Source organism: Streptomyces sp. NPDC001822 (assembly GCF_042892135.1).
In the GTDB taxonomy this organism is placed as follows: Bacteria; Actinomycetota; Actinomycetes; order Streptomycetales; family Streptomycetaceae; genus Streptomyces.
Genome location: NZ_JBIATW010000013.1, coordinates 1 through 15,302, shown reverse-complemented (window position 1 = coordinate 15,302; position 15,302 = coordinate 1). Strand labels below are relative to the sequence as shown.

Below are 15,302 nucleotides of genomic sequence, written 5' to 3'. Positions count from 1 at the left end.
ACTACTTTGTCCCGGCACTCGCCCTACCGAGCAGGGTTCCCGCTACGCGCAGTGACGGTCGCGGTGGCGGCCCGGACCGTGCGTGACCTGCCGGCGGTTCGGGGGCGAACGGCATCGGTGGGTGCCCGGCAGGGTCGCCGGACACCCACCGATGGGCGGGACGAGGGGTGGTGAGGTCAGCCGGCCTCGGGGTCACCCTTGGTGTAGGAAAGCCGTTCGACCTGGCCCTGCTCGAACTGGTCCTCGACCTTCTTGCCGTTCACGAAGAGCTCGATCGCGCCGGCGTCACCGAGGACGAGGTCGACCCGCTCCTTGTCCTGGAAGGTCTTGGAGTCGCCCTCGAGCAGCAGCCCGTCGAAGAGCAGGCGTCCGTTGTGGTCCTTGGCCGAGATCCAGCTCTTGCCCTCGGTGGCACTCAGCTTGACCGTCACCTTGTCGCGCGGAGCGGCGGCGATGGCGCTTTCGGAGGGGGCGGGCTTGGGATCGGCGGGCTTGGACGGGGTGGGCTTGGGAGTGGTCTTGTCGGGGGTCGAGCCTTCGGCGACCTGCGTCGCACCCGGCCCCTCGTCGTCACCGTTGAAGAGCGTGAAGCCGACGAAGCCGACCACGGCGACGATCGCGGCCACCATGGCCGCGGTCCAGTTGGGCCGACGGGGTTCGGACCGGATCCGCTCCGCCTCGAACAGGGGCGCCGCGGGGGTGGGCGCGGGGCGGCCACCGTGCTCGGCGTCGAACTGCTCGATCATCGGATCGGGGTCCAGCCCGACGGCGCGGGCGAGCATACGGATGTGGCCGCGTGCGTAGACGTCGCCGCCGCTGCGCGAGAAGTCGTCCTCCTCGATCGCGTGCACGATGGGGATGCGCACCCGGGTGGAGCTGCTGACTTCCTCGACCGTAAGACCTGCGGCGATACGAGCCTGGTGAAGCGCGCGACCGATCGAAGGCCGGTCGTCTTCGGGAGAGTTGCCGATGGACACGGGGGCGCCTTTCGAGCGTGAGCCACCTGCTGGATGTCCAGTCTAGGGGTGGTACGAAAGGGTGGGGCAACCGGGAGAGACGGCTTTGTACGCCATCGGGTTCGCCGGGCAGCCCCTTGGGCAGGGCAGGGGGTGGAGCGCAGGACGGATCATCCCTCTGCTCCCTTCTTCAACTTGACGTACGACGGGGCGAAACGGTTGCCCGCAAAACTCTTACGAAGCGGTTTCCCCACGAATGACGGCCAACACCCCGTCGAGTTCGTCCGGCTTCACCATGACATCGCGCGCCTTGGAACCCTCGCTGGGACCCACGATGTTGCGTGATTCCATGAGGTCCATCAGCCGGCCGGCCTTCGCGAAACCGACCCGGAGCTTGCGCTGGAGCATCGAAGTCGAGCCGAACTGCGTGGAGACGACCAGTTCGGCCGCCTGGCAGAGCAGGTCGAGGTCGTCGCCGATGTCCTCGTCGATCTCCTTCTTCTGCTTCGTGCCGACCGTGACGTCGTCGCGGAAGACCGGTGCCATCTGATCCTTGCAGTGCTTCACGACTGCCGCGACCTCGTCCTCGGTGACGAAGGCGCCCTGCATGCGGGTCGGCTTGTTCGCTCCCATCGGCAGGAACAGTCCGTCACCCTTTCCGATGAGCTTCTCGGCGCCGGGCTGGTCGAGGATGACCCGGCTGTCGGCGAGCGAGGAGGTCGCGAAGGCCAGCCGGGAGGGCACGTTCGCCTTGATCAGGCCGGTGACGACGTCGACCGAGGGACGCTGTGTGGCGAGCACCAGATGGATGCCGGCGGCACGGGCCAGCTGGGTGATGCGGACGATGGAGTCCTCGACGTCGCGCGGGGCGACCATCATGAGGTCGGCGAGCTCGTCGACGATGACCAGCAGATACGGGTACGGCGAGAGCTCGCGCTCGCTCCCCTCGGGCGCCTTGGCCTTGCCGGTGCGCACCGCGTGGTTGAAGTCGTCGATGTGCCGGTAGCCGAACGCCGCGAGGTCGTCGTAGCGGAGGTCCATCTCCCGCACGACCCACTGCAGTGCCTCGGCGGCCTTCTTCGGGTTGGTGATGATGGGCGTGATGAGGTGGGGGATGCCCTCGTAGGCGGTGAGCTCGACCCGCTTGGGGTCGACGAGCACCATCCGGACGTCCTCCGGGGTCGCCCGCACCATGACCGAGGTGATCAGGCAGTTGATGCACGAGGACTTTCCGGAACCCGTCGCGCCGGCGACCAGGACGTGCGGCATCTTCGCCAGGTTGGCCATCTCGTAGCCGCCCTCGACGTTCTTGCCGAGCGCGACGAGCATGGGGTGGTCGTCCTCGGCGGCGTCCGCGAGGCGCAGGACGTCACCGAGATTGACCATCTCCCGGTCCGAGTTGGGGATCTCGATGCCCACGGCGGACTTGCCGGGGATCGGCGAGATGATCCGCACGTCCGGACTGGCGACCGCGTAGGCGATGTTCTTGGTGAGGGCGGTGATCCGCTCGACCTTGACCGCCGGACCGAGCTCCACCTCGTAGCGGGTCACCGTCGGGCCGCGGGTGAAGCCGGTGACCGCCGCGTCGACCTTGAACTCCGTGAAGACGTTGGTCAGTGAGGCGACCACGGCGTCGTTGGCGGCGCTCCGCGTCTTGCCGGGCCCCCCGCGCTCCAGGAGGTCGAGCGAGGGCAGGGAGTAGGTGATGTCGCCGGAGAGCTGGAGCTGCTCGGCGCGTGCGGGCAGCGCCCCGGTGCGTTCGGGGGCGGGCTTGGTCAGGTCGGGCACCGCGCCGCCGGACGGGCCCGGCTTCCGCGTGCTCTCGCCGTCGGCACGCGGCGTCTCCGCGGACCGGGCTCCGGGAACCGGGGTCCCGGTCCGCTCGCGGTCCGCGGAGACGCCCTGGGTCAGGTCGGCGACGACCGGGGAGGGCGGCATGCCGTTGAGCACCGCTCCGTCCAGGGCCGCGGCCGCGGCGGCGGCCACGTCGACGGCGTCCATGCCGCGGTTCATGGCGGGCTGGGCCGAGTGCCTGCGCGGACGGCGCCGCTTGGCCAGGGCCTCCCCCTCGGCGGCGTCCGGGTCGTACTCGCCGTCGCCGTCCGGACCGCGCACGGCCTTGCGCGTGCGCTCGGGCAGACCGTCGCGCCACTGCTCGTCGTACCGCTCGTCGTCGCTCCCGTCCTCCTCACCGGGTGCGTACACCGGGTCGAGGATGCCGAGCCGTTCGCCGAGCTGCCGCAGTCGGCGGGGAATGGCGTTGACCGGGGTGGCGGTGACGACGAGGAGCCCGAAGACGGTGAGCAGGAGGAGCAGCGGGACGGCGAGGACCTCACCCATCGTGAAGACGAGCGGCTGGGACGCACCCCAGCCGATCAGCCCGCCCGCATCCTGCATCGCGGCAGTGCCGTCGTCCCGGCCCGGCGAGCCGCAGGCGATGTGGACCTGGCCGAGCACTCCGACGACGAGCGCCGAGAGCCCGATCACGATGCGCCCGTTCGCCTCGGGCTTCTCGGGATAGAGGATCAGCCGTACGGCGACGGCGCCCAGCAGTATCGGCACCAGCAGGTCGAGGCGTCCGAACGCCCCGGTGACGAGCATCTCGACCAGGTCGCCGACGGGCCCCTTGAGATGCGACCAGGTACCCGCGGCCACCACGAGGGCGAGTCCGAGGAGCAGGAGGGCGAGGCCGTCCTTGCGGTGTGCGGGGTCAAGTCCCTTCGCACCGCGCCCTATGGAGCGGAAGACCGCGCCCACGGCGTGCGCCGTGCCGAGCCAGAGCGCGCGGACGAGCCGGAAGAGACCCCCGGTGGGCGACGGTGCGGGCTTGGGCGCGGGCCTCTTCGCCGCCGCCTTCCGGGCGGGGGCCTTCTTCGCGGGCACCGTCTTCTTCGCCGCCGCCTTCTTGACTGGCGCGGCTTTCTTCGCCGGTCCCTGGGTACGGCCGGGGCGCTTCGCGGTGCCCGCCGTGCCCAGGGAACCCTTGCCGGACGTACGTGAGGCCATGTGACTGAGGTTACCGGTGTCGACGCCGGTGGACACGTGTGCCTACTGCTTCACCCGTCCGTGTCGCCTTGCGCGGGCGCCCGGCTGACGCGCCGTCAACAGGCTCGGGTCAGCTCTGGGTGGGCAGCGCGGCGCCGGAGCCGCCCGTGCCCGGCTCGAGCGCGTCCAGCGCGCGGCGCAGCCCGGTGAGCTTGCGCTCCAGGTGGGCCGCGGTCGCCACGGCGGCGGCATCCGCCGAATCATCGTCCAACTGCTTGGAGAGCGCCTCGGCCTGCTCCTCGACGGCGGCGAGCCGCGCGGAGAGCTCGGCGAGAAGACCGGCCGGTTCCTTCTCGTCGGCGCCCTGGTGCGCGCCGCCTTCGAGCTGGAGCCGCAGCAGTGCGGCCTGCTCGCGCAACTGGCAGTTCTTCACGTAGAGCTCGACGAAGACCGAGACCTTGGCACGGAGCACCCAGGGGTCGAAGGGCTTCGAGATGTAGTCCACCGCACCCGCCGCGTAACCCCGGAAGGTGTGGTGCGGACCGTGGTTGATCGCCGTCAGGAAGATGATCGGGATGTCCCGGGTCCGCTCCCGGCGCTTGATGTGCGCGGCCGTCTCGAATCCATCCATCCCGGGCATCTGCACGTCCAGCAGAATGACCGCGAAATCGTCCGTGAGCAGCGCCTTGAGCGCTTCCTCCCCTGACGATGCCCTCACCAGTGTCTGATCGAGCGCAGAGAGGATGGCCTCCAGCGCCAGCAGATTCTCCGGCCGGTCATCGACCAGGAGGATCTTGGCCTTCTGCACCATGGCCCGCCCTCCTCGCCCCGGCATCGCACCGGGTTCCGCCCCAGAGGACGACTCTCTTACGCCGTCCGTCCTTGTGCCGGTCATGGTAGCTGCACCCCACCCATCACCACACCCTGTCACCGCGATGTCACTGTGCACACAGCGAAAACGCGGTCGAAGACCAGAAGGTTCCCCGGAATCCGCTCACTCACACCCCTCGGGGAGGTGCCGGCCGCGGATGCCTGGGAGCCGGCCGCGGATGCCGGGGAGCCGGTCCGGATGCCGGGGAACCGGTCCCCGTCCCGTCACTCGCCGCGCATCCACGTCTCCATCACCGACAGCAGGTGATCGGAATCCACCGGCTTGGTCACGTAGTCCGAGGCCCCGCAGTCGATCGCCTTCTCGCGGTCGCCCTTCATCGCCTTGGCGGTCAGCGCGACGATCGGCAGGCCGGCGAACTGCGGCATCCTCCGGATCGCCGTGGTCGTCGCGTAACCGTCCATCTCGGGCATCATGATGTCCATCAGGACGATCGTCACGTCGTCGTGCTGCTCGAGGACCTCGATCCCCTCGCGCCCGTTCTCCGCGTACAGCACCGAGAGTCCGTGCTGCTCCAGCACGCTGGTCAGGGCGAAGACGTTGCGGATGTCGTCGTCGACGATCAGCACCTTCTCGCCCTGGAACCGGAACGTCCTGCGCGGCTCCTGGTTCTCCTGCGGGCCCTGGACCCACTCATCCGGCGTCGTGGCCTGCTCGCCGGACCTGCCGTTCGCCAGGGCGGGACGCTGCGACGCGCCTCCCAGCGCCTTGCGCCTGCGCCGGAACACCCCGGCGGAGTTGGCCGGATCGCCGAGCGGCTGCTCGGTGCCGCCGGGCTGCGAGGCCTCCAGGCGCAGGACGCCGTCGGCGGAACCACCGCGCGCCTCGACGGTGCCGGGCACCGTCTGCGGATAGCCCTGCGGGGGCAACTCGCTGGGGTGCAGCGGAAGGTAGAGCGTGAAGGTCGAACCCCGCCCGGGTTCGCTCGCCGCGTGGATCTCGCCGCCCAGCAGCCGGGCGATCTCCCGGCTGATGGAGAGGCCGAGGCCCGTGCCCCCGTACTTCCGGCTGGTCGTGCCGTCCGCCTGCTTGAACGCCTCGAAGATCACCAGCATCTTGCTCGACGCGATGCCGATGCCGGTGTCCGTCACGGAGAAGGCGATCAGGTCGCCGTCGGCGTCCCGCAGCGAACCGGCTTCCAGCAGGTGTTCCCGGATGGAGTCCGGCACGTCCGCCCCGGCCGGCCTGATCACCAGCTCGACGGCCCCGCTGTCGGTGAACTTCACCGCGTTCGACAGGAGGTTGCGCAGGACCTGCAGCAGCCGCTGCTCGTCCGTGTGCAGCGTGGCGGGCAGCTCCGGGGAGACCCGTACGGAGAAGTCGAGCCCCTTCTCCGCGGTGAGCGGCCGGAACGTCGCCTCGACGTAGTCGACCAGCTGGACCAGGGCGATCCTCGTCGGGCTGACGTCCATCTTGCCCGCCTCGACCTTGGACAGGTCGAGGATGTCGTTGATCAGCTGGAGCAGGTCGGAACCCGCCCCGTGGATCGTCTCGGCGAACTCCACCTGCTTCGGCGAGAGGTTGCCCTCGGCGTTGTCCGCGAGCAGCTTGGCCAGGATGAGCAGCGAGTTGAGCGGCGTACGCAGCTCGTGCGACATGTTCGCGAGGAACTCGGACTTGTAGCGCATCGAGACGGCGAGCTGTTCGGCGCGCTCCTCCAGGACCTGCCGCGCCTCCTCGATCTCGGTGTTCTTCACCTCGATGTCGCGGTTCTGCTGCGCCAGCAGCTCGGCCTTCTCCTCCAGTTCGGCGTTGGACGCCTGGAGTGCCTTCTGCCGGTTCTCCAGCTCCTGGGAACGGTCCCGGAGCTGTTCGGTGAGTTCCTGGGACTGCTCCAGGAGTTTCTCGGTCTTCGTGTTGACGCTGATGGTGTTGACGCTCGTGGCGATCATCTCGGCGAGCTGGTTGAGGAAGTCCCGCTGGATGTGCGTGAACGGCTGGAAGGAGGCCAGCTCGATGACGCCGAGCACCTGGCCCTCGAAGAGCACCGGCAGCACGATCACGTGTGCGGGCGGTGCCTCGCCCAGACCGGAGGAGATCTTCAGGTACCCCGGCGGCACGTTGTCGACCTGGATCGTCCGCTTCTCCTCGGCCGCCGTGCCGATGAGCGTCTCGCCGGGCCGGAAGGAGGTCGGCATGGAGCCGGCCGAGTAGCCGTAACTGCCCCGCATGCGGAGCTCGTACGAGTTCTCCCTGCCGCTGTCCGATCCGACCTCGTCGGCCTCGCCGGTGGTCATGGCGAGGAAGAAGGCGCCGTGCTGGGCCGAGACGACGGGGGTCAGCTCGCTCATGATGAGGGAGGCGACGTCGTCCAGGTCGCGGCGGCCCTGCATCAGGCCGGAGATGCGCGCGAGGTTGCCCTTGAGCCAGTCCTGCTCCTTGTTGGCCAGGGTCGTGTCCCGCAGGTTGGCGATCATCGTGTTGATGTTGTCCTGCAGCACCTGGATCTCGCCGGCCGCGTCCACGTCGATCTTCAGGTTCAGATCGCCGCGGGTCACCGCGGTGGCGACGGCCGCGATGGCGCGCACCTGTCGGGTCAGGTTCCCGGCCATCTCGTTCACCGACTCGGTGAGGTCGCGCCAGGTCCCGTCGACGTCCCGGACACGTGCCTGCCCGCCCAGCTGGCCCTCGGTACCCACCTCACGGGCGACCCGGGTGACCTGCTCGGCGAACGAGGAGAGCTGGTCGACCATCGTGTTGATGGTGTTCTTGAGCTCCTGGATCTCACCGCGCGCGTCGATGTCGATCTTCTTGGTGAGATCGCCCTTGGCGATGGCCGTGGTGACCGTGGCGATCTGGCGCACCTGACCGGTCAGGTTGGAGGCCATGGAGTTCACCGACTCGGTGAGGTCCTTCCACGTGCCCGAGACACCCGGGACACGTGCCTGGCCGCCCAGTTCGCCCTCGGTGCCCACCTCACGGGCCACCCTCGTCACCTCGTCGGCGAACGAGGACAGGGTCGTCACCATCGTGTTGACGGTGTCGGCGAGCTCGGCGACCTCGCCCCGCGCTTCGACGGTCACCTTCTTCGTCAGGTCGCCGTTGGCCACGGCGGACGACACCCGGGAGATGTTCCGCACCTGGCTGGTGAGGTTGTTGGCCATGAGGTTGACGTTGTCGCTGAGGTCCTTCCAGATGCCCGTCGCGCCCCGCACCCGCGCCTGGCCGCCGAGGATGCCCTCGGTGCCCACCTCACGGGCCACCCTCGTCACCTCGTCGGCGAAGTTGAGCAGCTGGTCGACCATCGTGTTGACCGTCGTCACCAGTTCGAGGATCTCGCCCTTGGCGTCGACGGTGATCTTCTTGGAGAGATCGCCCTTCGCGACCGCCGTCGTCACCTCGGCGATGTTGCGCACCTGGAGGGTCAGGTTGTTCGCCATGCCGTTGACGGACTGGGTGAGGTCCTTCCACGTGCCGGAGACCCCCTGCACCTCCGCCTGGCCGCCGAGGATGCCCTCCGTGCCCACCTCACGGGCGACCCTGGTCACCTGCTCCGCGAAGTTCGAGAGCTGGTCGACCATCGTGTTGAGGGTGTTCTTCAGCTCCAGGATCTCGCCCCGGGCGTCCACGTCGATCTTCTGCGACAGGTCACCCCGCGCCACGGCCGTGGCGACCTGGGCGATGTTGCGCACCTGGGCGGTGAGGTTCCCGGCCATGCCGTTCACCGAGTCCGTCAGGTCACGCCACACCCCGGCCACACCGGGCACCTGCGCCTGGCCGCCGAGGCGGCCGTCCGTACCCACCTCGCGGGCCACCCGGGTCACCTGGTCGGCGAACGCCGAGAGCTGGTCGACCATCGTGTTGATGGTGTTCTTCAGCTCCAGGATCTCGCCCCGCGCGTCCACGTCGATCTTCTGCGACAGGTCACCCCGCGCCACGGCCGTCGTCACCTGGGCGATCTGACGCACCTGGGAGGTGAGGTTGCCGGCCATGAAGTTGACGGAGTCGGTGAGCTCCTTCCACGTGCCGGAGACGCCGTCGACACGCGCCTGGCCCCCGAGCCGGCCCTCCGTGCCCACGTCGCGCGCCATCCGGGTCACCTGGTCGGCGAAGTTGGAGAGCTGCGCCACCATCGTGTTGACGGTGTTCTTCAGCTCCAGCATCTCCCCGGCCACGTCGACCGTGACCTTCTGCGAGAGATCACCGTTGGCGACGGCCGTCGTCACCTGCGCGATGTCGCGCACCTGACCGGTGAGGTTGCGGAAGGCGGTGTTCACCGAGTCGGTGAGGTCCTTCCACGTCCCCGCGGCCCCGGGGACCTCGGCCTGTCCGCCGAGACGGCCCTCGACGCCGACCTCCCGGGCGACCCGGGTCACCTCCGAACCGAAGGCCTGGAGCTGGTCCACCATCGTGTTGACGGTGTTCTTCAGCTCCAGCATCTCCCCGGCCACGTCGACCGTGACCTTCTGCGTCATGTCACCGCTGGCCACCGCGGTGGTCACCTGCGCGATGTCGCGCACCTGGGTCGTCAGGTTCCGGAAGACCGTGTTGACCGAGTCGGTGAGGTCCTTCCAGGTACCGGCGGCCCCGGGCACCTGCGCCTGCCCGCCGAGCAGACCCTCGCCGCCGACCTCGCTCGCCACGCGAGTCACCTCGTCGGCGAAGGTGCGCAGCGTCTCGGTCATCTGGTTGATCGTCTCGGCGAGCTGCGCGACCTCGCCGCGTGCACTCACCGTGACCTTCTGCGACAGATCGCCGTTGGCGACGGCCGTCGTCACCTCGGCGATGCCGCGTACCTGGGACGTGAGGTTGCCGGCCATCGTGTTGACGGAGTCGGTCAGGTCCTTCCAGACCCCGGCCACCCCCGGCACGGTCGCCTGTCCGCCCAGCTCCCCCTCGGTGCCCACCTCACGGGCGACCCGGGTCACCTCCGAGGAGAACGACGACAGCTGGTCGACCATCGTGTTGACGGTGTTCTTGAGCTGGAGCATCTCACCGGCCACGTGGACGGTGACCTTGCGCGAGAGGTCGCCCTTGGCCACCGCCGTCGTCACCAGGGCGATGTCTCGCACCTGGGCGGTCAGGCGGTACGCCATGGTGTTCACGGAGTCGGTGAGGTCTTTCCACGACCCGGACATGCCCCGCACCTGGGCCTGACCGCCGAGCTTGCCCTCGGTGCCGACCTCGACGGCGACCCGCGTCACCTGCTCGGTGAACGCGGAGAGCTGGTCGACCAGGTTGTTGACCGTGCGGGCGACCTTCAGGAACTCGCCCCGCAGCGGACGCACCGTCTCGTCGGGCGCGTGGGTGCGCAGCTCCATCCTCTGGTCGAGATCACCGTCGGCGACCGCGGAGAGCACTCGCCCGACCTCGGAGACCGGCCGCGCCAGGTCGTCGACGAGTTCGTTGGACGCGTCGATGGCCGCCGCCCACGAGCCCTCGCAGGCCCCGGTCTCCAGGCGCTCGGTGAGCTTGCCCTCCCGCCCGACCACACGCCGCACACGGGCGAGCTCGCCCGTCAGGTGCAGGTTGCGGTCGGCCACCTCGTTGAAGACCGCCGCGATCTCCGTGAGCACGCCGTCGCCGGAGACGGTGAGCCGCCTGCGGAAGTTGCCGTCACGCATCGCCACGAGGGCCGCGAGCAGTCTGTTGAGGGCTGCCGCGTCCACGTCAATGGTCCCATTGCGCTGCTTTTTCACGGGCTGCCCGCCTTTTGTGCGCGTTCCTGAACCCCGCGCCGCCACGCCAGACTCCACCGTGTCCCTCCCGCAGGGGTTGACCGTATCGCTCGGGCCGTTTCTGGAAGCTTGCCCAGTTCCACTTTGGCTCACCGCCACAGCACACCGTCGACGGGTGACCATGCGGCCGTCAAATCGTTGAAACGTACCAGGCCGCAAGCCACGTGCGGGGAAAGTCCCACGGTCGTCCCACTTCCCTCACGGGGAGGACCGGATTCGTGCGCCCGGCGCACACCCGGCGGGCGGTCCGCGTACCCCAAGTCCGCCCTCGTGTACACGGGACACCAGGCGAGCGTCTAGCCTGGCAGGCGAATCGAAGCGGCGAGAAACGGGCACAGGACTCGGGGAAGCGACGAGACACCATATGGGGAGTGCTGTGATCACCGCGCGCGCGGCTGCCACCTTCGATCCGGTCGGACGCTCGGTCGCGACCGCCCGCGCCTTCGTACGCGACACCCTCCAGGGGTGGGGTTACACGGACGTCGTCGACGACGCCGTCGTGCTCACGAGCGAACTCGTGACCAATGCCGTCGTGCACGCGGGAACCGCCGCCGACGTGCTCTGCCTGCGCACCGAGGACGGCGTACGCGTGGAGGTCGCCGACCACTATCCGGAACGCGAGGTGCCGCTCCAGAGCTCCGGCCTCGACTTCGGCAGCCCGGACCGGGAAGGCGGTCGCGGCCTGCTGCTCTGCGCCGCTCTCGCCACCCGCTGGGGCGTCGAGTACACGCCGACGCACAAGCACGTCTGGTTCCAGCTCGACCTTCCCGAACGCCCCGTCGGCGTCCGCTCGGCCAGCCCGGTCCTGCCGACCGCCCTCCTTCCCGTCGCGGAACAGCGGGTCCGGGTGGCCGTCGTCCAGACCGACGGCCCGGGTGCCATCGCCTCGTGGAACGAGGACGCATCCTTCCTCTTCGGACACGCGGCGGAGCAGGTCGAGGGCAAGCAGCTCACCGACTTCGTGGCGTGGCCGCACACCCCGGGCACGAGCACGGGCATCGCCGACGCGCTGCGCCTCTCCCGGTGGGAGGGCAGCTACGGCATCCGCGGCGCGGACGGCCGTGTCATCCCGGTCTACGCCTCGCACCTCAGAGTCCGGGACGCGCAGGGCGAACCGTCCACCGTCTGTCTCCTGGTGCGCGACTACGAGCGAGCCGTGCTCCAGACCCCGGTGCGCGCCCCCGTCTCCGACACCTCGGCCGAGAACCGCAGTACGGACCCCTTCGAGATCTTCATCGGCTCCCCCGCCCCCGACGACCTCGACGGGCTGCTGCAGCGCACGGTCGAGCGTGCCCGCGACATGCTGGACGCCGACGCCGCGTTCCTGCTGCTCGCCACCGACGACGAGACGGAGCTGGAGGTCCGCGCGACGACGGGCCTGCCCTCGGCCCGCCAGCGTTTCGCACGGGTTCCCGTGGAGGCGGGAACGGGGCGTTACGGCTCCGCGCGCATGCCCGCCGTCCACGAGGACCTCACCGTCGTGCCGGGCGCGGTACCCCTGCTGAGCGACACGGGAATGCGCTCGGTCGTCACGGTGCCGCTCAAGGTCGAAGGCCGTCTCACCGGCTCCCTCGGCGTATCGGCGGAGGCAGCGGGCCGGTACTCCAACGAGGAGGCCCTGCGGCTGCAGTTCGCCGCCGACCGCATCGCGCTCGCCGTCGAGTCGGCGCGGCTCGGGGAGCTCGAACGCCTGCGCCGCGGTTCGCTGTCCTTCCTCGTCGAGGCCTCCGACCTCCTCGCCGGCACCCTGGACAGGGACCAGACACTGGCTCTCATGGCCCAGATGACCGTCCCCACCCTGGCCACGTGGTGCGCGGTGTACACCATCGCGGACCAGGCGTCCGAGCCCTACCTCTCGTACGTGCTCCACGAGGACGAGGAACGCATCGACGGCCTGAAGGCGCTGTTGTCCTCGATCAGCCCGCCGGATCCCGTCCCCGCCCCCGGGGCCCGCATCTGGCCGGCGCCCACGGAGGCCGGTCACGCGGCTGCGCTGCGTACGTCCAAGCGCACGCTCGGCCGGGACGCCCCGCTGAGCATGGGCGCGGCAGCCCGTACCACCCTGGCGACGGCCGCGGCCGTCGGAGGCGAGACCGTGGTACTGCCGCTGGTGGCGCGCAACCGCGTCATCGGCATGCTGACACTCGGCAAACCGTCCGACGAGCACTTCCGCCAGGAGATCCTCGAACTGGCCGAGGACCTGTCCAGACGGGCCGCTCTGGCCCTCGACAACGCCCGCCTGTACTCGGAGCGCATGGCCATCAGCCAGTCCCTCCAGCGCAGCCTCCTGCCGCCCGGCCTGCCCGACGTGCCCAATGTCGAGATCGAGGTCATCTACCGGGCCGCCGGTGAGGGCAACGAGGTCGGCGGCGACTTCTACGACGTCTTCCCCATCCGCGACGGCGCCTACGGGTTCGCCATCGGCGACGTCTGCGGCACGGGTCCGGAAGCCGCGGCCGTGACGGGGCTCGCACGGCACGCCCTTCGTCTGCTCGCCCGCGAGGGTTTCGGCGGTCCGGCGGTGCTGGAGCGACTGAACGCGGCCATCCTGGACGAGGGCGCCCGCAGCCGCTTCCTCACGCTGCTCTACGGCGAGCTGTGGCCGCAGGAGGACGGCAGCGCCCTCCTGAAGGTCGTCTGCGCCGGCCATCCGCTCCCCCTGCGCCTGCGCCAGGACGGCTCCGTCGAGGCGGCGGCCGAACCGCAGCCGCTGCTGGGGGTCATCGAGGACCTCGACCTCTACGAGGAGGAGGTCACGCTCGCCCCCGGCGACGTGCTCCTGTGCGTGACGGACGGGGTCACCGAACGCCGCGAGGGGACCCGCATGCTGGGCGACGACGGCCTGGCGGAGGTCCTCGCCACGTGTACTGGCCTGACGGCGGGCGCGGTGGCCGGACGCATCCTGCGGGCGGTCGAGCGCTTCGCCGCGGAGCCGGCCTCCGACGACATGGCCATCCTGGCCATGCGGGTCCCGGAGCCGCAGAACTTCTAGGTGTGTCGCCGGGGGCGCGTGCGGGCCGATGCAGTTGCTTCGACGGCTGAACCGCTGAGGCGCAGGAACTACGGCGCCTTGTCCTGGCCCGACTCGCGGTGCCAGTGGAGTTCCGTCACCGCATCCGAGGCCTCCCGGCGGACCTCGGAGCAGGGGTGGTGGAGGAACCGCTCGACGATCGGCAGCGCTGCCAGGTCGTGAGTACAGCCGAGGACGGACAGGACGTAGCCGAGGAGCAAGGGTTCGAAACCGTCCGCCCCGGCTGCGAGCGGCTCCACCACTCGGTAGGGAAGTGCGTAGTACGTGGAGGCCGTGAAGACTGCGTGCAGCGCGGACTCCCGCACTTCGTAACTCTCGCCGGAGAGCGCGACGGTGACGAGACGCCCGACGGCCCGCTCGACGTCGTGCTGCGCCAGACGGCCTGTCTCCAGGACGTCGCTGACGACATCGAGGCAGAGGTCCCGGCGGCCCGCATCGGAGCCGTTCAGCCCCTCCCAGGCCGATTCGATCAATGCAGTCAGGCCCTGATATCCATCCACGGCCAGAGCATAGAAGAGTTCGCTGCCCGGTCTCGCCGCTGCTCGTCCTGGGTACCGTCCAGGGCGAGGAGCCGCAGCCCCGCGCTTGTCCCGGTGCACCGGCCGTCCGGGCGCCGGCCTGTCCGGGGCGATCGGGGGGATCAGCCGTTGTCCCCCGTCGCCCCGTCCGTCCGCTCCCTCAGGAAGTCCGCGTGGCCGTTGTGCCGGGCGTATTCCTGGACCATCAGTACGTAGACCCAGCGCAGGGTGAGAGGCGCCCCCTGGGCCGACCGGAACCTCTCGTCGAGGTCGCGTCCGGCGGCGGCCGCGTCACAGAGGCGGAGCTCGGTCCGGAAGCATGCGAACGCCTGAGCCGCGTCCGCGGCCTCGACTCCGTCGAGCCCTTCGTCTCCGTCCTGCGGGCCTGTGAAGACGTCGCCGAGCGGCTCGCCCGCGAAACTCCTCCGGAACCACCAGCGCTCGACCTCCGCCATATGACGGACAAGGCCGAGGAGAGTGAGCGCGGACGGCTTCACGGTCGTCCTGGCCAGCTGCGCCGAGTCCAGCCCAGCGCATTTGGCCAGGAGCGTCTCCCGGTGCCACTGCAGCCAGCCCTCCAGCATCTGACGCTCCGGGAGGATCCCCAGATGCCCGAGCTCCACGGTCCGGACGACGCCCGGTGCTGTCCACGCCATGCGCCCACAGTGCCTCTCGCGATGGGCAGGTTCAAGCAGGGGAGCCGGCGCGGGAGCCGCGACCTGCACTCGTCGAGGTCGTCCATGGCTTGCGTCAGAGTTTGACTCCTGCCGACAAAGAAAAGGCCCCCGCCAATGGCGGGGGCCTTTTCTTTGTCGAGCCCCAATGCGGAATCGAACCGCAGACCTTCTCCTTACCATGGAGACGCTCTACCGACTGAGCTATTGGGGCCTGCTGCCTTGCGGCAACGAGGTAAAGCATACCCCGAACGAGGGGGTGATCAAAACCGTCCTGACGCAGTGTCTGTCGCCGGTGGCCGGCGTGGTGTTGCCTCATGGAGCGCGCTCCTCAGGCCCCGGCAGGCGGATCGGTTCCAGGGCGGTGCAGGGCGGTGTTCCCACAGGGCAGTGTCCCCCTGCGGCAGCCGGCATCGATCACGAGGACGCAGCACACACAGGAGGCACGCAGGGCACCGGGGGCACCGGCCGTCCGAGGTCCGGGAACGCAGAAAAGCCCCGTGCCACAAGGGCACGGGGCTTTCCCGGAATAATTGTTCGGCGGCGTCCTACTCTCCCACAGGGTCCCCCC

At 69.7% G+C, this 15,302-nt stretch carries 7 protein-coding genes and 1 tRNA gene; 1 reads left to right on the top strand and 7 read right to left on the bottom strand.

Features of this window, described 5'->3' with window-relative positions; all coding sequences use genetic code 11:
* Positions 1 to 176: 176 nt before the first annotated feature.
* From ACFYY2_RS26250 to ACFYY2_RS26235, 4 genes are all read right to left on the bottom strand, one after another.
* Positions 177 to 977 carry a helix-turn-helix domain-containing protein gene (locus ACFYY2_RS26250; protein ID WP_388747158.1) on the bottom strand — a complete coding sequence of 267 codons (801 nt, stop codon included), beginning with the start codon at positions 975 to 977 and terminating at the stop codon, positions 177 to 179.
* 213 nt (positions 978 to 1,190) lie between these two features.
* A complete protein-coding gene (locus ACFYY2_RS26245) occupies positions 1,191 to 3,962 on the bottom strand; it encodes a DNA translocase FtsK (RefSeq protein WP_388747155.1) in 2,772 nt (923 codons plus the stop codon).
* A 109-nt stretch (positions 3,963 to 4,071) separates the two neighbouring features.
* Positions 4,072 to 4,752 carry a two-component system response regulator gene (locus ACFYY2_RS26240; protein WP_388747148.1) on the bottom strand — a complete coding sequence of 227 codons (681 nt, stop codon included), beginning with the start codon at positions 4,750 to 4,752 and terminating at the stop codon, positions 4,072 to 4,074.
* Positions 4,753 to 5,036: 284 nt separating this feature from the next.
* Positions 5,037 to 10,469, bottom strand: a complete 5,433-nt coding sequence (locus ACFYY2_RS26235) for a HAMP domain-containing protein (RefSeq protein ID WP_388747145.1) — start codon at positions 10,467 to 10,469, stop codon at positions 5,037 to 5,039.
* Between the two features lie 403 nt (positions 10,470 to 10,872).
* Here ACFYY2_RS26235 and ACFYY2_RS26230 point away from each other — a divergent pair, with 403 nt between their 5' ends.
* On the top strand, positions 10,873 to 13,500 hold the full coding sequence (locus ACFYY2_RS26230) for a SpoIIE family protein phosphatase (RefSeq protein ID WP_388747142.1): 2,628 nt from the start codon (positions 10,873 to 10,875) through the stop codon (positions 13,498 to 13,500).
* A gap of 68 nt (positions 13,501 to 13,568) precedes the next feature.
* Here the strand turns inward: ACFYY2_RS26230 and ACFYY2_RS26225 are convergent, their stop codons facing one another.
* The 3 genes from ACFYY2_RS26225 to ACFYY2_RS26215 form a co-directional block, all read right to left on the bottom strand.
* Complete coding sequence (locus ACFYY2_RS26225; protein ID WP_388747139.1) at positions 13,569 to 14,039, bottom strand: hypothetical protein; 471 nt, start codon at positions 14,037 to 14,039, stop codon at positions 13,569 to 13,571.
* A gap of 140 nt (positions 14,040 to 14,179) precedes the next feature.
* Positions 14,180 to 14,713, bottom strand: coding sequence for a DinB family protein (locus ACFYY2_RS26220; RefSeq protein WP_388747135.1), 534 nt, complete (start codon positions 14,711 to 14,713; stop codon positions 14,180 to 14,182).
* A gap of 159 nt (positions 14,714 to 14,872) precedes the next feature.
* A tRNA-Thr gene (locus tag ACFYY2_RS26215) sits at positions 14,873 to 14,945 on the bottom strand.
* Between the last annotated feature and the right edge of the window lie 357 nt (positions 14,946 to 15,302).

Coding starts and splice junctions, on each gene's coding strand:
- ACFYY2_RS26245 (WP_388747155.1), bottom strand. CDS start 3,962: ATGGCCTCACGTACGTCCGGCAAGGGTTCCCTGGGCACGGCGGGCACC.
- ACFYY2_RS26230 (WP_388747142.1), top strand. CDS start 10,873: ATGGGGAGTGCTGTGATCACCGCGCGCGCGGCTGCCACCTTCGATCCG.
- ACFYY2_RS26220 (WP_388747135.1), bottom strand. CDS start 14,713: ATGGCGTGGACAGCACCGGGCGTCGTCCGGACCGTGGAGCTCGGGCAT.
- ACFYY2_RS26240 (WP_388747148.1), bottom strand. CDS start 4,752: ATGGTGCAGAAGGCCAAGATCCTCCTGGTCGATGACCGGCCGGAGAAT.